Annotated in this window: 24 protein-coding genes; 18 read left to right on the top strand and 6 right to left on the bottom strand. The window is 56.6% G+C overall.

Annotation, left to right across the window (positions count from 1 at the left end; translation table 11 throughout):
- Positions 1–102 precede the first annotated feature (102 nt).
- From MFLA_RS05680 to hslO, 4 genes are all read left to right on the top strand, one after another.
- Positions 103–1275: a PilT/PilU family type 4a pilus ATPase gene (locus tag MFLA_RS05680; protein WP_011479333.1), complete on the top strand. Its 1173-nt coding sequence runs from the start codon at positions 103–105 to the stop codon at positions 1273–1275.
- A complete protein-coding gene (locus MFLA_RS05675; protein WP_011479332.1) occupies positions 1275–1601 on the top strand; it encodes a DUF3301 domain-containing protein in 327 nt (108 codons plus the stop codon). Before MFLA_RS05680 ends, MFLA_RS05675 begins: the two co-directional genes overlap by 1 nt.
- Before the next feature lie 11 nt (positions 1602–1612).
- Positions 1613–2512, top strand: a complete 900-nt coding sequence (gene gluQRS, locus MFLA_RS05670) for a tRNA glutamyl-Q(34) synthetase GluQRS (protein ID WP_011479331.1) — start codon at positions 1613–1615, stop codon at positions 2510–2512.
- Between the two features lie 79 nt (positions 2513–2591).
- Positions 2592–3473, top strand: a complete 882-nt coding sequence (gene hslO, locus MFLA_RS05665; protein WP_011479330.1) for an Hsp33 family molecular chaperone HslO — start codon at positions 2592–2594, stop codon at positions 3471–3473.
- An 11-nt stretch (positions 3474–3484) separates the two neighbouring features.
- Here hslO and MFLA_RS05660 read toward each other — a convergent pair whose 3' ends face one another.
- Positions 3485–4267: a TrmH family RNA methyltransferase gene (locus tag MFLA_RS05660; RefSeq protein WP_011479329.1), complete on the bottom strand. Its 783-nt coding sequence runs from the start codon at positions 4265–4267 to the stop codon at positions 3485–3487.
- A 92-nt stretch (positions 4268–4359) separates the two neighbouring features.
- Between MFLA_RS05660 and rpiA the strand changes: the two genes are divergently transcribed.
- From rpiA to dhaK, 3 genes are read left to right on the top strand one after another with little or no spacing between them, the layout of a single operon-like run.
- The gene (gene rpiA, locus MFLA_RS05655; protein ID WP_011479327.1) at positions 4360–5052 is read left to right on the top strand and encodes a ribose-5-phosphate isomerase RpiA; all 693 of its coding nucleotides are present in this window, start codon (positions 4360–4362) and stop codon (positions 5050–5052) included.
- Complete coding sequence (dhaL, locus tag MFLA_RS05650) at positions 5053–5688, top strand: dihydroxyacetone kinase subunit DhaL (protein WP_011479326.1); 636 nt, start codon at positions 5053–5055, stop codon at positions 5686–5688.
- A 28-nt stretch (positions 5689–5716) separates the two neighbouring features.
- Entirely contained in the window at positions 5717–6706 is a 990-nt protein-coding gene (gene dhaK / locus MFLA_RS05645) for a dihydroxyacetone kinase subunit DhaK (RefSeq protein ID WP_011479325.1), read from the top strand.
- 632 nt (positions 6707–7338) lie between these two features.
- Here dhaK and MFLA_RS05640 read toward each other — a convergent pair.
- The 3 genes from MFLA_RS05640 to MFLA_RS05630 all read right to left on the bottom strand — a co-directional run bounded on the left by MFLA_RS05640 (position 7339) and on the right by MFLA_RS05630 (position 8447).
- The gene (locus MFLA_RS05640; protein ID WP_011479324.1) at positions 7339–7677 is read right to left on the bottom strand and encodes a tRNA-binding protein; all 339 of its coding nucleotides are present in this window, start codon (positions 7675–7677) and stop codon (positions 7339–7341) included.
- Between the two features lie 3 nt (positions 7678–7680).
- Entirely contained in the window at positions 7681–8019 is a 339-nt protein-coding gene (locus tag MFLA_RS05635; protein WP_011479323.1) for a zinc ribbon domain-containing protein YjdM, read from the bottom strand.
- 173 nt (positions 8020–8192) lie between these two features.
- Positions 8193–8447: a hypothetical protein gene (locus tag MFLA_RS05630; protein ID WP_048811576.1), complete on the bottom strand. Its 255-nt coding sequence runs from the start codon at positions 8445–8447 to the stop codon at positions 8193–8195.
- Between the two features lie 217 nt (positions 8448–8664).
- Between MFLA_RS05630 and MFLA_RS05625 the strand changes: the two genes are divergently transcribed.
- From MFLA_RS05625 to MFLA_RS05600, 6 genes are all read left to right on the top strand, one after another.
- Positions 8665–9168 carry a DUF3617 domain-containing protein gene (locus MFLA_RS05625; protein WP_011479321.1) on the top strand — a complete coding sequence of 168 codons (504 nt, stop codon included), beginning with the start codon at positions 8665–8667 and terminating at the stop codon, positions 9166–9168.
- A gap of 12 nt (positions 9169–9180) precedes the next feature.
- Positions 9181–9894 carry a pseudouridine synthase gene (locus MFLA_RS05620; RefSeq protein WP_011479320.1) on the top strand — a complete coding sequence of 238 codons (714 nt, stop codon included), beginning with the start codon at positions 9181–9183 and terminating at the stop codon, positions 9892–9894.
- A 237-nt stretch (positions 9895–10131) separates the two neighbouring features.
- The gene (locus tag MFLA_RS05615) at positions 10132–11679 is read left to right on the top strand and encodes a DEAD/DEAH box helicase (RefSeq protein WP_011479319.1); all 1548 of its coding nucleotides are present in this window, start codon (positions 10132–10134) and stop codon (positions 11677–11679) included.
- 12 nt (positions 11680–11691) lie between these two features.
- A complete protein-coding gene (gene recQ, locus MFLA_RS05610; RefSeq protein WP_011479318.1) occupies positions 11692–13527 on the top strand; it encodes a DNA helicase RecQ in 1836 nt (611 codons plus the stop codon).
- Between the two features lie 17 nt (positions 13528–13544).
- Entirely contained in the window at positions 13545–13997 is a 453-nt protein-coding gene (locus MFLA_RS05605) for a YaiI/YqxD family protein (RefSeq protein ID WP_011479317.1), read from the top strand.
- A gap of 8 nt (positions 13998–14005) precedes the next feature.
- On the top strand, positions 14006–14575 hold the full coding sequence (locus MFLA_RS05600) for a lipocalin family protein (protein WP_011479316.1): 570 nt from the start codon (positions 14006–14008) through the stop codon (positions 14573–14575).
- A gap of 66 nt (positions 14576–14641) precedes the next feature.
- On the opposite strand, the gene MFLA_RS05595 is transcribed toward MFLA_RS05600, so the two are convergent.
- Positions 14642–15157: a BON domain-containing protein gene (locus MFLA_RS05595; protein WP_011479315.1), complete on the bottom strand. Its 516-nt coding sequence runs from the start codon at positions 15155–15157 to the stop codon at positions 14642–14644.
- A 229-nt stretch (positions 15158–15386) separates the two neighbouring features.
- Here MFLA_RS05595 and MFLA_RS05590 point away from each other — a divergent pair, with 229 nt between their 5' ends.
- Positions 15387–16082, top strand: a complete 696-nt coding sequence (locus MFLA_RS05590) for a DUF2490 domain-containing protein (RefSeq protein ID WP_011479314.1) — start codon at positions 15387–15389, stop codon at positions 16080–16082.
- A 23-nt stretch (positions 16083–16105) separates the two neighbouring features.
- Here the strand turns inward: MFLA_RS05590 and MFLA_RS05585 are convergent, their stop codons facing one another.
- On the bottom strand, positions 16106–17518 hold the full coding sequence (locus MFLA_RS05585; RefSeq protein ID WP_011479313.1) for a sensor histidine kinase: 1413 nt from the start codon (positions 17516–17518) through the stop codon (positions 16106–16108).
- A 119-nt stretch (positions 17519–17637) separates the two neighbouring features.
- Between MFLA_RS05585 and MFLA_RS14465 the strand changes: the two genes are divergently transcribed.
- The 4 genes from MFLA_RS14465 to MFLA_RS05565 all read left to right on the top strand — a co-directional run bounded on the left by MFLA_RS14465 (position 17638) and on the right by MFLA_RS05565 (position 19570).
- The gene (locus tag MFLA_RS14465; RefSeq protein ID WP_048811867.1) at positions 17638–17802 is read left to right on the top strand and encodes a DUF1328 domain-containing protein; all 165 of its coding nucleotides are present in this window, start codon (positions 17638–17640) and stop codon (positions 17800–17802) included.
- Between the two features lie 73 nt (positions 17803–17875).
- Entirely contained in the window at positions 17876–18289 is a 414-nt protein-coding gene (locus MFLA_RS05575) for a hypothetical protein (RefSeq protein ID WP_011479311.1), read from the top strand.
- Between the two features lie 118 nt (positions 18290–18407).
- Positions 18408–19040, top strand: coding sequence for a response regulator (locus tag MFLA_RS05570; protein ID WP_011479310.1), 633 nt, complete (start codon positions 18408–18410; stop codon positions 19038–19040).
- A 95-nt stretch (positions 19041–19135) separates the two neighbouring features.
- Positions 19136–19570, top strand: a complete 435-nt coding sequence (locus MFLA_RS05565) for a response regulator (protein ID WP_229407191.1) — start codon at positions 19136–19138, stop codon at positions 19568–19570.
- The last annotated feature ends 111 nt before the right edge of the window (positions 19571–19681 follow it).

Here is a 19681-nt window from a genome sequence, read left to right as displayed (position 1 = left end):
TCCAAGCCGGAGATAATGACAGCAGCGTTCAACCTCATTTAATATGGCGTCTGCCCCGGCGCTTTACCGCCCTTTTAACCCGCATCCCGAATTGGATTTGGCATGAATCAGGAACAGGCTCTAGCCTATATGCATACGCTGTTGCGCTCCATGCTGGAGAAGAAGGCATCTGACCTGTTCATCTCCGCGGACTTTCCGCCGGCAATGAAGATAGACGGCAAAATGACGCCGGTGACCCAGCAGAAGCTGACCGGCGAGCACACCAGAGCATTTGCCCATGCGCTCATGAGCGACAAGCAGCGCCAGGAATTCGAACAGAACAAGGAATGCAATTTCGCTATCTGGCCAAAAGACATAGGCCGCTTCCGCGTCAACGTCTTCATCCAACAGGAAAAAGTCGGTATGGTGTTGCGCACCATCACGACACAGATCCCGCGCTTCGATGATCTGGGCCTGCCACCCGTGCTCAAGGACGTCATCATGGCCAAGCGCGGCCTGGTGATCCTCGTCGGCGGTACCGGCTCGGGCAAATCCACCACCCTCGCGGCCTTGATCGACTACCGCAACGAACACAGCCATGGCCACATCATCACCGTGGAAGACCCGGTGGAATATGTGCACGCGAGCAAAAACTGCCTGATCACACACCGCGAAGTCGGTCGCGACACCAACGATTGGTTCAGCGCGCTCAAGAACACTCTGCGCCAGGCCCCGGATGTCATCCTCATCGGCGAGATCCGGGACCGCGAAACCATGGAATTCGCCCTGGCATTTGCCGAGACCGGCCACCTGTGCATGGCGACGCTGCATGCCAACAGCGCCAACCAGGCTATCGACCGCATCATCAATTTCTTCCCGGAAGAGCGCCATGCGCAGCTGCATATGGACTTGTCGCTCAACCTGCGCGGGTTCATCTCGCAACGCCTGGTGCCCAAGAAAGGGGGCGGACGCTGCGCTGCGATCGAAATCCTGCTCAACTCTCCCTTGGTCGCCGACCTCATCCTCAAGGGAGAAACCAATATGATCAAGGACGCCATGGCGAAATCGGTCGAGCTGGGCATGCAGACCTTCGACCAGGCCTTGTTTGCACTGTGCGAGGAAGGCCGCATCACAGAAGAGGACGCATTGCGCAATGCTGACTCCTACAACGAGCTGCGCCTGCGCTTCAAGCTGCACGGCAAGCATGCCTCTGCGGAGGACAATAGCGCGCGCATCGACAGCCTTTCCCTGCACGAAGACGAACCCGAAGAAGCACCCGACTCACTGAAGCCATAATGGAACTCTATTTGCTCATCATTGCCGTCATCGGCGCCTGGTACTGGATAGACAGCATCTCCAGCCGCGAACAAGCCATTGCCTGCGGAAGGGAACTGGCGGAACGCTGGAATTTGCAACTGCTGGACGACACCGTTTCCTGCAGCAAGGTCTGGTTCGGTCGCAACAGCCGCGGGCGTATGCAGTTGCGCCGTACCTATCAATTCGAGGTCAGCGCGCGTGGCAGTGACCGCCTTTCCTGCGAGCTGGTCATGCTGGGCCGCCACCTGCAGAGCTGGCACATCCCGCCCTACTTGCAGCCTGTACCATCCAACCCCCTCTACTAGCGCCTGCTGCCGTGGCACAGACTCCCAAGCCCAGGGGACGCTTTGCCCCCTCTCCCACCGGGCCCTTGCATATCGGCTCCCTGATTGCCGCAGTCGCAAGCTATCTGGATGCGCGCAGCAGGCAAGGAGAATGGCTGGTGCGCATCGAGGACCTAGACCTGCCGAGGCAAATGCCCGGCGCTGCCGGTTTGATCCTGCGTACACTGGAGGAATACGGCTTTGAGTGGGATGGCGAGGTGCTGTACCAAAGCCAGCGTAACGCACATTACCTGGATGCCTTGCAGCAGTTGGCTTCCGACGGCCTGCTCTACCCGTGTGGTTGCTCGCGCAAGGAAATCGCCGACTCGGCCACGCACGGTATCGACGGGCTGGTGTATCCCGGCACTTGCCGGCACGGCCTGCCACCCGGCAAAACTGCCCGTGCATGGCGTATCAGGGTAGGTGATATGCCCATCAGTTTCCAGGATGCAGTACAAGGGGAGATCAGCCAGGTGCTGTCGCGCGATATCGGCGATTTCGTCCTCAAGCGCGCTGATGGCCTGTTTGCCTACCAGCTTGCCGTCGTCGTAGACGACGAGACCCAGGGTATCACGCATGTTGTGCGCGGTGCCGACCTGCTGGACTCCACGCCGCGTCAAATATTCCTGCAGCGCCTACTGGGGTATGCCACGCCTCAATACCTGCATGTTCCGGTCGCAACCAATACGGCAGGGGAGAAACTCAGCAAGCAAACCCTGGCGCAGCCACTCGACAGCCGCCACAAAACGGAAGACTTGTGGCAAGCGCTGGCATTCCTGCAGCAATCGCCTCCAGATGATCTACGTCAAGGACATCACGCAGACATATGGCAATGGGCCATACAACATTGGCAGCCAAGCCGGATTCCGCGCCAACGGGCCATCACCGTGTAGATTAAGACAGTACACAACCTACAGGCTGCACGGTGTTATCATTGTCTTCAACCGTCATACTCTTTATATCTTGGATTCCATGCAAATCAGCGACCATCTGCACCGCTTTCTATTCGAAAACACGCCCGTAAGGGGCAGTATCGTCCATCTGGACGACAGCTTCCAGCAATCGCTGCAACACCATGATTTCCCCCAGATCCTGCGCCAGGCACTCGGTGAACTCATGGCAGCAAGCGCTTTGCTGGCAGCTACACTCAAGTTGAAAGGCGGCGCCCTGGTGTTGCAAGTCCAAGGCAAGGGGCCGCTCAAGCTGTTGGTCGTGGAATGTACCTCGGATCTTGGCATCCGCGCCACGGCAAAGTGGTCGGGGGAGCTTGACGGGATGAGTTTCAGCGATATGGTCAGCAATGGCCATTTCGTCATTACCCTGGACCCGCGCGACGGCGGCCAGCCTTATCAAGGCATCGTGCCGGTCGAGGGTGGCAGCATCGCGGAAATACTGCAGAGCTACATGCAGCGCTCAGAGCAAATAGATACCCGCATGTGGCTGGCCTGCGATGGCAAGCGTGCCGCAGGCATGCTGGTGCAGAAAATGCCGGACCAACCCGATGCCGCCGATCCCGATGCCTGGAACCGTATCATCATGCTGGCGGATACGGTGCGGGACGAAGAACTGCTCGACCTGTCCGCCGTGTCATTGATCAAGCGCCTGTTTAATGAAGAAGACGTGCGCCTGTTCAAGGAACAGCCCATCAAATTCCATTGCGGCTGCTCACGCGAAAGTGTAGGCAACATGTTGCGCATGCTGGGTGAAGAAGAAGTCGCCGACATTCTGGCTGAACAGCACACCATCGATATCAATTGCGATTTCTGCAACGCGGAATACCATTTTGACGAAGTAGATGCCGAGCAGTTGTTCACCACGGAAATCGTCATGCCAGGCAACGACGTCCGGCACTAGCCAATCCAGTCCTACCTATGCACCGCCTTCTGGCGGCTGCGTTCAAACAGGCATATCGCAGTTGCTGCTGCAGCGTTTAGCGACTCCACCTGCCCAGCCATGGGAATGCTGACCTGGCGGCTGGCGGCTTTGATCAGCGTCTCGCTCAGTCCGGTGCCTTCATTGCCGATCATGAACGCCGTCGGCGGCTGCAAGTCCATCTCGTAAAGCGACTCCCCCATCAGGGTAGTCGCCAGCGTCTGCCCGGCAAATCCCCGCGTCACATTTTCCAGATCAGCGCGCTCGACGATCGGCAATATGAACTGCGCCCCCTGCCCACCGCGCAAAGCCTTTGGCGACCAGGCATCCGCGCAACCCAGCGACAAGTAAACCACCTCGACCCCAGCTGCGGCTGCGGAACGCAGCATGCTGCCCAGGTTGCCCGGGTCCTGGATATCTTCCAGCATCAGGAGGAAATCCGGTTGCTCGGGCACCGGCTGCTGCGGAATATCCACCAGCGCAAGAATGCCTGTCGGTGTTGCCACAGGCGACAGCTCGGCGAACATCAAGGTAGTGAACATCACTGTCGGCACATCGGCAAGCACCTGCAGCAAGCCAACCACTTCATTGGTGGATTCGCCCTCGGCAGTCACCAGCAGCTTCGGCATGCCGAAGCGCTCGATATAGGCCGTGAGCAAGTGCGGCCCATCGAGCAGGGTTTCATTGTGTTTGCGCCGCTCTCGTGCATTGTCGGCCAGTTTTTTCAATTGCTTGAACAGGCTGTTATCGCGGGAGGTGATATGTTTAAATGTCATGAAAAATCGCACGCAGCTTGAGACCGGACCATTTTACTCGATTCATCGCTCACAGCTCGCGTAAAACACCCGCTACACGGAGGAGAAAACCGATGAACGACAAGCAACTCGTCGCCATACAGGCGGCACAGCACGTGCAGGACGGCATGGTGGTTGGCCTGGGCACCGGCTCGACCGCCAATTACTTCATCGAGGAACTGGCCCGGCGCCACCGCGACGAAGGTCTGCATATCACCGCAGCCGCGAGCTCCGTAGCCAGCACCATCCAGGCGCAGACTCATGGCTTGCCGTTGGTGGCGCTCGAGCATCTTGGTAGGCTCGACCTCTACGTGGATGGCGCCGATGAGGTCACCACCAACCTAGCCCTGCTCAAGGGGCGCGGCTACGACCTCGTGCGCGAAAAGCTGCTGGCCCGCGCCAGCGAGCGCTTCATCGTGCTGGTCGACAAAAGCAAGCTGGTGGGCCACCTGGGCGAAAAATTCCCCATCCCGCTAGAAGTCATCCCGTTCGCATGGCAACTGGTCCAGGCCTCATTACAACAACTGGGCATCGCAAGCAGCCTGCGGCAAAATGCCGCCAAGGATGGCTGGGCCATCACCTCCCACGGCAGCCTGGTACTGGAGCTCACGCTGCCGAAAACCTTCAAGAGCGATGAGCTCAACCGGCTGCTGAACGACATCCCGGGCATTGTCGAGCATGGCGTGTTCGACGAGCTTGCCGATGCCGTATTCGTGGCCGACAACGGCCAGGTGGAAGAAATCTGGAAGAGGCCTGGAAATATTTAAATGAGAACCGCATTCATCCTTGAAGCCATCGCCGCGGTCAATGACGCCGTCCTCAACAGCGAGGCCGAACTGGAGTCTCTGGACCGCGAGATCGGCGACGGCGACCACTTCATCAATCTCAAGCGCGGCTGTGCCGCCCTGCTCGCCATGCGTGACGAGCTCGCACCGCTACCGCCTGCCGACGTGCTGCAGCGCATCGGCATGAAACTGCTTTCCACCATAGGCGGCGCATCCGGCCCGCTGATCGCGACCTTCTTCATGACCATGGCCAAGGTGGAAAAAGCCGGCGACCTCAACAGCCTGGCCGAAATTGCCGCCGCCTTCCATGCCAGCGTCGAGGCCATCAAGCAGCGTGGCAAGGCCGATGCTGGCGAAAAAACCCTGCTGGATACCCTGATCCCGGTTGCTGACACCTTCAGCCGCCTCACAGCCGTCAATGCCGAACCGGCCCAGGTGTTCGACGCCATTCAGCAGGCTGCCGAACAAGGCATGCTATCCACCAAGGACATGGTCGCCACCAAAGGCCGCGCCGCCTTCCTCGGCGAACGCGCCATCGGCCATATCGATCCCGGCGCACGCAGCAGCCAGATCATCATCCATACCATTGCCGAATTGGCAAAGCAGCAGGCCGTCTGATGCCAGCGCAAAGGAGGAAGAGGAAAACATGAAAAAATTCATCAACAACGTCGACGACATCCTCACCGAAAGCCTGAGTGGCTTTGCTGCGGCGCATACGGACATCGTCAGCCTCAATCTGGAGCCGCACTTCCTCACCCGCAGGCAGAAAGCAGAAAACAAGGTCGCCATCATCTCCGGCGGCGGCTCGGGCCACGAGCCGCTGCATAGCGGCTATGTCGGCTACGGCATGCTGGATGCCGCTTGCCCAGGCCACGTGTTCACCTCCCCTTCCCCCGACCAGATGCTTGCCGCAGCCGAAGCCGTACATGCAGGCAAGGGCGTGCTGTTCATCGTCAAGAACTATGCTGGCGACGTGATGAACTTCGAGATGGCGGCCGAGATGCTGACGTTCGAGAACGCCACCGTGCTCACCAGCGACGACGTCGCGGTGGAGAACTCCACCTACACCACCGGCCGTCGCGGCGTGGCTGGCACCATGATCGTGGAGAAAGTCGTCGGCAGCCTCGCCGAGACCGGAGCCGACCTCGCCGCCTGCAAGGCGCTCGGCGACAAGGTCAACAGCCGCACCGCCTCCATGGGCGTCGCCCTCACCAGCTGTACCGTGCCCGCAGCGGGCCGGCCAACCTTCGATATTGGCGACACTGAACTGGAAATGGGTGTCGGCATCCATGGCGAGCCCGGACGCAGGCGCGAAGCGATGAGAAACGCCGATGCCATCGTCGCAGACCTGGTCGCCGCCATCCTGGAAGACCTCAAGCCGACACCGGGCAGCGAGGTGCTGCTATTGATCAATGGCTTCGCCGCCACTCCGCTCATGGAGCTGTACCTGCTCTACAACAGCGCAGCCAAGCTGCTGCAAGCGCAAGGCCTGGTCATCAGTCGATCACTGGTAGGCAACTACACCACCGCCCTTGACATGGCAGGTGCCTCTATCACCGTCACCCTGCTTGATGATGAAATCAGGCAGCACTGGGATAGTCCGGTGCATACTGCAGCCTTGCGCTGGCAGTGCTAAAGCTCATATAACTATTAACCCGGCCTCAATCGGGGCCTGATCTACCAAAAACGGTCATCCTTATCTTGATCCTGAAGCGGATAAACCCTAACTAGCTGGGACTGACAGCCAGATTAAGCCTAAGCATTGCATCCACCGATATGCTGCATGAAAGCGAAGCATGCGAAAAGCAACCAATTCGATACTACGTTGACTTCTTGAAATAAAGCGGGAAAAACGGCACGATCGTTACCCAAAGCTTGTCGCGTTCTGGGGTGAGATAAAGACCAATAAAGGCTGCACGCCAAGAAAACTCAACGCACTTGAAGCGCATACGTTTTTCCTCTGTTAAAGATGATTGTTCTGGATGGTAGTAGTGCTAATGAGGCCGAACATTAAGGGCATGACACATTTCACAGGCCACGGGTCAACTGCACTTCTAAATATGTTTTTTAGATAGCCAGATGGTATTTAAGCATCAAGACCTAAGTCAATGCTCTTTCCAACCACTCCAATATTACAGGCTTGGAATAAGCAATTAGCTCATCTAAAATTTAGGTAGATGACTTTTATCATAAGCACTAAACTTGTTTACTAATTAATCGCAATAAAACTTCTGAACATGCATCTTCAATTCAATTGACAAGCCATATCTAAAGCAACTTCGCCCCCTTAGGCACCAATTTATCCGGCACGCACAAAGCCACTGCTCCATTCTCATCATGGAACCCGGTCACCAGGCATTGCGACTGAATCGGGCCAATCTGCTTCGCAGGAAAATTCACCACCGCCACCACCTGCTTGCCGATCAAGTCATCAGGCTGGTAGCGCACGGTAATCTGGGCGCTGGATTTCAATATCCCAATCTCCTGACCGAAATCAATATGCAATATGTAGGCGGGCTTGCGGGCTGCGGCGAATATCTCGGCAGAAACCACTTCGCCCACGCGCAATTCCACCTTAAGAAAATCCTCGAAGCTGATGTCGTTCATGACTCAGGCCTTTTTCACGAACTCCGATTTCAGCTTCATTGCGCCGATGCCGTCGATCTTGCAGTCGATATTGTGGTCGCTATCCACCAGGCGGATGTTCTTGACCTTGGTACCTACTTTCACCACAAGAGATGAACCTTTGACCTTGAGGTCCTTGATCACGCTAATCGTGTCGCCGTCCTGCAGCAGGTTGCCGTTGGCGTCCTTGACGATGAAATCGCTGCCCGCCGCCTCTTCGTCCTCGCTTGTCCACTCATGCGCGCATCCCGGGCAGATGAATAAGGCGCCATCCTGGTAGGTATAGCTGGAACTGCATTGGGGACAATTAGGTAATTCGCTCATTTTGACTCACTTCTGGATTAAACAAAGATGTTGCATGGCAAACCCCAGCACGTGACTGATTGCCGATTAACCAATACTGCAACATGGTTATTATACACTTACCGTCCCTCTCCCCTTGAGCCACGCGGTCTTGATCCGAGGCAACCCCTTAAGAAGGGTATGGCTAACTTGCCTTATTCGTAGTTGCGGGGATAGGTCAGCTGGCAATAGTAAGGCGAAGCTTCTTCTTGCCTGACGAAGGCGCAGCCGCGCTTAATCTCGTCTATGATCAAATCGCAGCTATTTGCTGTATTGCAGGGTGGATGCGTGGCGGGGCTGACTGCCTTGCACCATTCCACCAGGATGTCGGCATGGCGCTTGCCAGCCTCATCGATACAATTTCTCCCGCCAGCGCCAGCGGGAAGCACTTGGCAAAAAACAAGGATCATGAAAGAGGTAATGCAGGGTTTCATTGGCATTTTCTCGCAAAATTATGGGGAGTCGCACAACATGGACATGCATGAATATCCAAGCATATTCTAAACCGGAAACCGGGCGCCTCTGCGGACCAACTCCCCATGCTGCCACTAGTTGGTTTTTCCGGTCGGAAGTAGTTGCCTGCCGGGTGTTATACTTGCCTTCTCATGATCAATATTCCCTTAGCCCATGCCTAACCGCATTGCAAGATTATCTCTCTGCGCCTTGCTCCTCAGTCCCTTCACTGCGCTTGCCATCGACCAGATCAAGCCGGGCCAGTGGGAAACCTCCGTGACGATACAAGGCCTGCCCGCGATTGCGCCTGAGCAACTGGAACAGTTGCGGCAATTCGGCATCGAACTGCCTGTCGGCGGTCATGCAATCGTGACGCAGCAATGCATTACGCCTGAGCAGGCAAAGCTCAAGCAACCGCTGCTGCCGCAAACGGAAGACGGTTGCAGCGTGCGCAATTACCAGCACAGCGGCGACAAAGTCACCGGGGACATCAGCTGCAATGGCGCAATTCAGGGCAATGGTCGCTTCGACATGACCTTGCTTAGCGACAGCGCTTTCGAGGGTCGTATCTCCATGCAGGGCATTGCGCAGGGCCTGCCCGTCAACCAGAACTCAACCATCATTGGCAAGTGGGTGAATTCCGCCTGCGATGCCGATATTCCGACTGACCAACCTTAATTCCTGATCCCTATGCAACTTGAACGTATCCTGCACTCGCAGGGCTTTGGCTCCCGCAAGATTTGCCGTTCGATGATCCGCCACGGCGAGGTCGCGGTAAATGGCGAGGTGTGTGATTTCCCCTTTACCGAATTTGACCCAGAACACCTTGTTTTCACCGTGCGTGGCGAGACATGGACATACCGGGAAAAAGCGTACTTGATGCTGAATAAGCCAGCGCATTATGAATGCTCGCACAAGCCGCAGCACCACCCCAGCATTTTCAGCCTGCTGCCTGCGCCGCTGCTGGAACGCGGGGTGCAAAGCATAGGCAGGCTGGACGAGGACACGACCGGGCTACTGCTGCTTTCAGACGACGGACAGTTCATCCATCGCATGAGCTCGCCAAAGTGGAAGGTGCCCAAGGTCTACGAGGTCACCACCAAGCATCCTTTGGATGAAACGCAAGTTACCTCGCTGTTGAGCGGCGTACAACTGCTTGACGAACCGGCGCCGGTAGCCGCACTGTCCGCGAAAATAGTGGGCGACCATGTGCTGCACCTGACGCTGGCGGAGGGGAAATACCACCAGGTCAAACGCATGCTGGCCGCAGTTAGCAACCGGGTGGAGGCGTTGAAACGCATCCGCATCGGCAGCCTTGATTTGCCGGAGGACCTGGCACCGGGGGCATGGCGCTGGCTGGATGCAGCGATGCTGGCAGCAGTAGCGCCGATGCGGCAGGCATAGGCTCCCGGCAGTGCTCATCACAGATATCAGCACCTTGCCAGCATGGTGACAGAGATATTTTCAAACTGCATGGCCACAGCTTGCCTGTTTTTGCCGTATAATCCCTATTCCCTGCGCTACATCCAATCCGCGCAGCGGTCTTGAATCCTAACAGATACCTTCCTGCTGTCTGCCTAGATTGGAGTTATGTCATCGTAACAGGCCGACAAAACACCCTTTGAATAATGGAGTTTCAGCTTGTCTACTGACGTAAGCATTACCCTTTCCAACTTACAATTTTCCGATCTCGGCCTGGCAGAACCCATCCTGCGTGCCATTGCAGATACCGGCTATACCCACCCGACCCCTATCCAGGCCCAGGCCATTCCTTTGGTATTGAATGGCGGCGACCTGCTGGCAGGTGCGCAAACCGGCACCGGCAAGACAGCGGGCTTCACCCTGCCCGTGCTTCACCTGTTGCATGCCAAGCCGGTCAAGGTCAAGCCCGGCCAGCCTCGCTGCCTGATCCTGACCCCGACGCGCGAACTTGCCGCCCAAGTGGAAGAATCGGTACAAACCTATGGCAAACACCTGAAATTGACATCCATGGTGATGTTCGGCGGTGTGGGCATCAACCCGCAGATCGAGCGCCTGAAAAAGCCACTGGATATTCTGGTCGCCACGCCCGGCCGCCTGCTTGACCATGCAGCGCAGAAAACCATAGACCTGTCCGCGATCGAGATTCTGGTCCTGGATGAGGCAGACCGCATGCTGGACATGGGCTTTATCCGCGATATCAAGCGCGTACTGGCATTGCTGCCGAAAAAGCGCCAGAACCTGCTGTTTTCCGCCACGTTCTCAGACGAGATCAAGGAGCTGGCCGACGGCCTGCTGCACAACCCCGGCTTTGTGGAAGTGGCCAGACGCAATACGGCCTCCGAACTGGTCGAACAAGCCGTTCACCTCGTCAGCCAGGGGCACAAGCGCGACTTGGTCGCGCATCTGATCCGCCACCACGACTGGAAGCAGGTGCTGATATTCACCCGCACCAAGCATGGCGCCAACCGACTTGCGGAAAAACTCAGCAAGGACGGCATCGCCGCTGCCGCGATTCACGGCAACAAGAGCCAATCCGCCCGCACCAAGGCGCTAGCCGAATTCAAGAACGGTACCCTGCCGGTCCTGGTGGCAACCGATATTGCCGCGCGCGGCCTCGATATCGACCAGTTGCCGCAAGTGGTGAACTTCGAGTTGCCCAACGTGCCGGAAGACTATGTGCACCGCATTGGCCGTACCGGCCGCGCAGGATGCTCGGGCGCTGCCGTCTCTCTGGTGGATGGCGAGGAAATCAAGCTGCTCAAGGGCATCGAGCGTCTGATCAAGCGTGAAATCCCGCGCCTGGACATTCCCGGCGCTTTCGTTCCCAGTGATAAACCAGGCGTGGAAAGCCGCCCGCCCAGGCAGCAGCCTGCCCAAGCGCGCCAAACGAAAAGTAACCGTCCGCAAGCCCAGCGTGAGCGCAGTGACGCGGCTGGCAACAGCGCCGAACCGCGCTCCGGCAACAAGCCGCGTCAAGGCCGGAATCACCAGGCCAAGGCTCAAGGCCAGCCTCAGCCACAAGCGCAACGCAGCAAGCCTCAGGGCCAGGGCCAGGCGGTTCAAGCCAAGAAAAAACCGGAACCGCTCTTGTCCGAAGCCGCACGCCACCAGGCCATGCCGCAGGTCGGGCTGTTCGTGCCGCCACAGCCACCCAAGCGTCAATTCCACAATACCTCTGGGCAGCGCCCCAACCGGGGTCGCCGCTAGAACCTGGCAAGCATGCAGGCAAACACTGCCGCCCAGCAACTGCTGGAGCAAACTTTTGGCTATAGTGCCTTTCGTGGCGAGCAGGAAGCCATTGTCAATCATGTGGTTGACGGTGGCGACGCGCTGGTGCTCATGCCGACAGGTGGCGGCAAGTCGCTCTGCTACCAGATTCCCTCTCTGCTGCGACCAGGCGTCGGCATTGTCGTTTCCCCGCTGATCGCCTTGATGCAGGACCAGGTGGATGCCCTGCGCCAGCTTGGCATCCAGGCGGCCTTCCTCAATTCCAGCCTGGATGCCGATACCGCACGCCATGTTTATCAGGCCTTGATGCGCGGAGAGCTGAAGGTGTTGTACGTCGCGCCAGAGCGGCTCATGACACCGAGCTTTCTCAGCACCCTGCATGACATCCAGCAGCGCTTCGGTATTGCCTTGTTCGCGATCGACGAAGCGCATTGCGTATCGCAATGGGGACATGACTTCCGGCCAGAATACCGTCAGTTGACGGTGCTGCACGAGGAATTCCCCGAAGTACCGCGCATCGCGCTTACCGCCACTGCCGATACGCCGACCCGCAACGAAATTGTCGAGCGCCTGGGACTGGAGCACGCGCGGCAATTCATTTCCAGCTTTGACCGCCCCAACATCCGCTACCGCGTAGCGCTGAAGAACAACGCCCGCAAGCAGTTGCTCGGCTTCCTCGAATCCGAGCACCCCAACGACGCGGGCATCATCTATTGCCTGTCGCGCCGCAAGGTGGAGGAAACAGCAGCCTGGCTCAAGGAGCAGGGCTGGGATGCACTGCCCTACCATGCGGGACTTGACGCCACAGTGCGCCAGGCCAACCAACAGCGCTTCCTACGTGAGGAAGGCATCATCATGGTCGCCACCGTAGCCTTCGGCATGGGGATAGACAAGCCCAACGTGCGCTTCGTCGTCCATCTCGACCTGCCCAAGAGTATGGAAGGCTATTATCAGGAAACCGGGCGCGCTGGCCGCGACGGCCTGGATGCGGACGCATGGATGGTGTATGGCCTGGGTGACGTGGTCAATATGCGCCAATTGCTCGACGGCAGCGACACGCCGGAGGAGAGAAAGCGCCTGGAACGGCAGAAGCTGGACGCCCTGCTGGGCTTTTGCGAATCCACGGCCTGCCGCCACCAAGCCATCTTGCGCTACTTTGGTGAGCAGCACCCGGGCAATTGCGGACAGTGCGACAACTGCCTCAGCCCGGTGGACACCTGGAACGGCACCGAGGCAGCCCGCATGGCACTCTCATGCGTGTTCCGCAGCGGTCAACGCTTCGGCGCGGGCCACCTCATCGATATCCTGTTGGGCAAGACGACGGAGCAGATCAAGCGCTTCAACCACCAGTCGTTGTCTACCTTCGGCATCGGCAAGGCCCTGAACCAGGCGCAATGGAGCAGCGTGTTCCGCCAGCTGGTGGCGTCCGGGCTACTCTCCACCGACATGGAAGGCTACGGCGGCTTGCGTCTTACTGAGGAAGCCCGACCATTGCTGCGCGGGGAAACGGAAATCTGGCTGCGCAGCGACCCACCCGATGTGCGTGCAAGCTCAAGCAAAGCCGAGCGCGCGAGCCGCAGCCGCGAAGCCTACAATGAAGTGCAGGACGACCCGCTCTGGCTCGCACTCAAGGCCAAGCGGCTGGAGCTTGCCCGCGAGCAGGAAGTGCCTCCCTATGTCATTTTTCACGACAGCACCCTGCTGGAAATACTCAACCAGAAACCCGGCAGTCTGCCGGAAATGGGCCGCATCAGCGGCATAGGCGCGGCCAAGCTGGCACGATACGGGGACGCGTTCCTCGAAGTACTGGAAGAATATGCCCATTAAGACAAAGGACACTCGCCATGCATATCTGGGTTGATGCAGATGCATGTCCGGTAGCGGTGAAGGAAATCCTGTTCCGCGCTGCAGACCGGACCGGCATCATGGTCACACTGGTGGCCAACAAACTGCTGCGGGTACCGCCCTCACCCCATATCCGCGCTTTGCAGGTGCCGGATGGGTTCGATGTGGCGGACAAGGAGATCGTGCAAAAACTTCAGCCAGGCGATCTTGTCATTACCGCAGATATTCCGCTTGCAGCAGAGGTGATTGCAAAAGACGCCCACGCGCTCAACCCGCGCGGAGAAATGTATGACAAGGGCAGCATAGGCGAGCGGCTTGCCATGCGGCACTTCATGGAAGACTTGCGCAGCAGCGGTGTGGCACTGGGCGGCCCGGCTTCATTCAGCCAGGCAGACCGGCAGGCGTTCGCAGCGGCACTTGACCGCTTCATTGCAACATCATTATCCGGATAGAAACCACCATGATGAAACGTCTATTCTGGCTCCTCCTTCCATGCATACTCCTGGCATGCGCCGGCACCGGTACGCCCGAAGGCACCAGGCCCGTCACTCATTTCAAGCCCGACCAATACCTGGGCACCTGGTACGAGATCGCTCGCCTGGATCATTCATTCGAGCGAGGCTTGCAACAGGTCACCGCGACCTATAGCAAGCGCGACGACGGCGGGCTGAAAGTCATCAACCGGGGATACGATGTTGAAAAAGGCATTTGGAAAGAAGCGGAAGGCAAAGCGTATTTCGTCGATGGTCCCGATACAGGCAAACTGAAAGTATCTTTCTTCGGCCCATTCTACGGGGCCTACAACATCCTGGTGCTGGATCACGTCAATTACAATTTCTCGCTGGTGGCGGGACCCAATCGCGATTACCTCTGGATACTGTCACGCACACCCGAATTATCCTATCCCATTAAGGCCGAGTTGATAGCCAGGGCTCAGCAACTGGGCTTCGATACCAGCAAGCTGATTTTTGTCGAGCATGACTCCACCCCCGGCATGAAACTCCCCCACCAGGATACCTTGCATCGCTAGCAGCCAAAATAAAGAGAAGCCCGTCAAACACCACGGGCTTCTTTGGTCATGCATTACAGCAGTGATTTAATTTTTCACGTTCAGGTTGTTCTTGACGGATTTCACGCCCTCTACCGCCTTGGCGATTTCTCCGGCCCTCTGTATCTGTGCCTTGGTGCTGACGAATCCGCTCAGCTGCACCACGCCCTTGTAGGTTTCCACGCCGACTTGCAGGCCCTTGAAGCCCTCTTCTTTCAGAATATTGGCTTTCACCTTGGTGGTGATGGTAGTGTCATCCACAACGCGTCCCACTTCCTTTTTCTGCTGGGCCGTCTTGTAGTCACTGTATTCCTGCTGAGTCAGTTTGCCGTCCTTGTTCTTGTCGGCGGCATTGAAATGCTCCTTGGTGTAAAAACTATCACGGCTCGCCTCAGTTTGAGTAAGGTGACCGTCATTGTTGACGTCCAATTCATGAAACTGCTTCACGTCAGGGCTCTGGTTGAGCTCTTCCGAAATGGATACTGCCCATGCGCCGCTTGCAGCCGCCCCCAGCAGGATGGTGATGACGCTGGAAATGATGTTGGTCTTGGTCGAACGATGCATATTGTGCTCCTCCAGTTAAATTAGGAAAGTAATTCCAGTGATGTGCTTGCATGGTAATGTCTTCCGACAGCTCTGACCGTCAGCATGGGGCTGCAAATCATGTCAGAGCCAACTGACAATACATCCCCTTGGCCTCGCCTTTTGCACGAGGGTGGGTTACAGTCACCCCCTCAATGACAGGCCATGGCAGCCGTGATGGCTGCAGATTGCGTTGGAGGAAGGAAAAGGCATGAGAATTGATACACCCTTATTGCATACACTGCTGACCACCATATTGTGTGCCAGTAGCTGCCTGGCACATGCCGAGGTTGAAGAGGACGGACGGCTCTGGATCAACCTCACTATGGAGGGCATGTTATCGGAGGACAAGCATATCGGCTGGTACGCAGAAGTACAGCCGCGGCTGAAAGAGGAAGGCCGCGAGCATGACCAGACCATCTTGAGGCCTGCCATCAACTACTGGCTTTCAGACCGGGCCAGCATCTGGCTGGGCTACGCTGACGTCAGGACACATACTGACCAAGGCAAGAACCATGAGCAACGTTGGTGGCAGCAATTCATGTATACCTTTCCTCCTACCCCAAGCGGCATTGTCATTACTAGCCGCACCCGGCTGGAGCAACGCAATTTCGACACTGGCAACGACACAGGCCACCGCATACGCCAGCTGGTACGCGCCATCAAAAAGATCGAAGGCACAGAGTCGCTGAACTGGCTGGTATGGGATGAATTGTTCGTCAGCACACGCAGCACGGACTGGGGGGCGCTGAGCGGCTTCGACCAAAACCGCGCATTTGCTGGCTTGGCCTGGCAGGCAGCTGCAAATGCCCGGCTCGAGATCGGCTACGTCAACCAGTATGTCCGCGGCCATACCTTCGACCGCATGCACCACGTGTTCTCGACATCCTTGTTCCTGCGCTTCTAGAGATGCAGAGCCCAGCCCCGGGCTCAAAGCTTGGTGGGAATGATAGCGACTAGGAGGAAGCCCTGATTGGGAGAGCTGACGATATCCACCCGCCCGCCAATCGCCATGATACGGTTGCGAATACCAGAAAGGCCGTGGGTCGCGGAAGAGGTCTTGTTCAAGTCGACCCCCACCCCGTTATCCTCAATTTCCAACTTGAGGTAATCCAGCTCATTCACCATATGCACCGATACCCTGGTGGCATAGGCATACTTGCTGGCATTATTCAGGCTCTCCTGCACCACCCGGTAGGCAATCAGACCCAGGGTTTCAGGTAGCTCGATCTGCTCTCCAGGCAGGATAAGATCGAGATTCCAGTCATTGCGCTCCGCCATATCTTCGATCAGTGACCTTAGCGCGGGCCAGAAACCGATCGTGGTAATGATGGAGGGATGCAGGTTTTGCACGACTTGCCGCTTGAACTGAATGCCTTGGTTCAGATAGCGCATCGTCTTGTCCAGCTTCTCCACGATTTCCGGATCTTGATCCTTCACGCGGCGTATCGTCCAGGAGATATCCATCTTGGTGGCAGTCAATATCGAACCCAGCTCGTCATGTAGGTCGCGTGCCAGCTTTTGCCGAGCACGCTCTACATCGGACTGGTAATCCAGTGCCAGCGTCTTCATCATGTGGGAGTTGCTGCGAATGCGCTCCTCATAGGCCGCACAGTCTCGCGCCAGCTGCTGGCGCAAATGATCACGGCTGTTCATTTCCCGCACCAGCTGTCGGATCACCATGATCACGAGAAGGAGGAGGATCAGTGCCGTACCGACTAGGGCAATACGGGTGATGACGATGGTCTGCGCGCGCTTTTTCATCAACTGCGCCTGCGCCTCGTGCTGCTGATCCAGCAGAGTCTGGGAATACTGCATGAACTTGGCCATCTCGATGACGCCCTGATCGAGCTTGATGACCTGCATCGCCTCTTCCGCCTTGCCGGACTGCACCAGTGAGATGGCCAGCTTCATCTCCGCATTCTTGGCCTCCAGGGCCGAATTGAGAGCAATCAGCCAGCTCTGCTCCTGCTTGCCCTGCATAGCGATCTTCTCACTGTTGAACAACCCCTCAATCTTGCGGATATGCCGGCGTGCAGCATCGATTTCCTGGTTAAAGGTGGAAACCAGCTCCTGGCGCTGGGTCAGCAGGTATCCTCGTTGCGCACTCTCAGCCAGGTTGAGGCTGGTGCGCAACTGCTGCAGGACGGTGATATTGCGCTGCACCTGTTCGATCTGGGCGTTTTGCTTCTCAATTTCCACCAGCCAGGCATCGGTGAACATCACGGACACCAATGCCAAGATCATGGAGGCAAACAGAATGGCCAATACCTTTCCCCCGAGCCGCTTGACCAGACTCTCTGCCCACCCCTTCATTTTGTTGCCGATGGCGTTGATATTCATGACATTCCAAACATCGTGTAAGTATTTTCTGACAAGCGATTCAGTGGCTGTCTGCTAATTCCTGACGGACCAAAAGCCTACAGTGTAAACCGTAGACTGACCAGCCAAGGAGAAAAATGATGCTGCATTATTCCGTAATTTTCTTTGTCATCGCATTGATCGCTGCTTTTTTCGGCTTTAGCGGGATAGCGGCAGGGGCGGCAGAAATTGCCAAGATCCTGTTCTTCGTTTTTCTGATCATCACCATCGTCTCCTTGGTTGCGGGTATTTTTCACAAGCGTTGATCAGCCACGCGGTATTTAGGAGAGCGGTGCGGATTTTTGTGAGATTTTTTCATAGACAGTATTGGAGCACGACATGTTCAACAGCAACACAGCAAGCGAAATAAAAGACCAGGCTTCCGAGCTAGCGGAGACGGCCCAGGAAACCCTGAGCGATAGCGCCAAGGCAGGCAAGGCATCCGTACGCAAGCTGGGTCGCAAGCTGGAAAACAAGGCCCGGGACAGCAAGAAGGAAGCCTTGGCTCTGCTCGAAAGCCTCAGGGACATTCTGGATCCAGACGCACACAGTAACGCCACAGAGCATGTAATCGAGCAACTTTCAGAAAATTTTTCCGAATGGTCCGAGTCGTTGGACAAGGAGTTGTCCCAGGTATTGAAAAACAGCCGGATCCAACCGCGACAATGGCTGCGTAAGCCTTCCTTGCTCACATTATCACTGGCAGTGGGAGCGGGTGTGCTGGTGGGCTATGCCCTGGGCAAGGACGATTGAAGCATTGGCATTGCCAACCGCACCGGCAAGCTTGGATGATGGCTTGCAGAGACCGGCAAGCCATCTTAGTATCCTCAAATCACTATAGATTATTTGATGACAAGGATCGTCAGCATACATGAAAAAAATATTATTGGTTGATGACCACAATATTGTCCGACAGGGATTGCGCAACCTAATTGAACTGGAATCCGACCTCGAGGTGACCGGAGAGGCCGCCTCGGGACTAGAGGCCATCAAGCTGGTACGCAGCAATCAATATGATGCGATCGTGATGGACATCGCCATGCCAGACAAGAACGGCGTGGACACCTTGCACGACCTGCGACATGTTGCGCCAGAGTTGCCCGTACTGATCCTGAGTGGCTACGGCGAAGAACAATATGCACTCAACCTCATGCGCAGCGGATGCAAAGGCTACCTTTCAAAGGATGCGGACTCGGAGGAGATCATCAAGGCGATCCGCACCGTTGCCAACGGCAAGCGCTACATCTCGGCCGAACTTGCCGAGCTGATGACTAACGAACTGAGCAACCCCTCGGAAAAGCTGCTGCATGAAACGCTTTCAGACCGGGAATTCCAGGTATTCTTCAAACTTGCCAGCGGCCTGAGCGCCACTGAAATCGGCGAAGAACTCTGCATCAGTGTGAAAACTGTCAGCACTTACCGTACCCGCATCATGGAAAAAATGAGCTTGAAGACCAATGCAGATCTCACTTACTATGCCATCAAGAATCAGTTGATATCATAATCATGGCTGCAATCAACGTCAGAGATTGTAGGAGTAAGGCGGATGGCAGTGCTTTATATTGCCCGATAGAATTCACAAGCAATGAGTTTGAGCCCATGAATATCATCATGAAGGAAAGACGCAGTAGCGTGGAGCCGCATACGAAAACAATGAAAGTATTGCTGGTCGAAGACTCGTCGCTATTGCGCGAAACGATCATGGATATCCTGTCCGACTGTCGTGGCTTATCCTTCAAAGGTGTCGCGTTAAGCCAGGATGAAGCCATCGCACAGCTTTACAAACAGCCATTCGACCTATTGCTCGTGGATATCGAACTAGCCCAAGGCAATGGTTTTGAAGTCATCAAGGCAACCCAACGGCCCGACTACCCATTTCCCCGCCCCACCTACCTGATCCTGACCAACCACACCTATCCGCAATACCGGCAAATGGCGAATGAGCTGGGGGTGGATCATTTCTTCGACAAATCCATGGATTTCGATCTGGCGATCGAGACAATAGAGGCCCAGGCTGCGCGCTTTGCTCCCTGAGATTTCACTTGTCATGACATCTGTGATGGATATTTTTTGATGAATCTGGGTCTATTGGGAGGCAAGGACTCACCGTAAGCTAGCGATCTTGAGTTCCAGGCAACTTTTTTA

The sequence above is a fragment of the Methylobacillus flagellatus KT genome, from assembly GCF_000013705.1.
GTDB lineage: Bacteria > Pseudomonadota > Gammaproteobacteria > Burkholderiales > Methylophilaceae > Methylobacillus > Methylobacillus flagellatus.
Note: the sequence above shows the minus strand (reverse complement) of the source record. Positions and strands in the feature narration are given on the sequence as shown.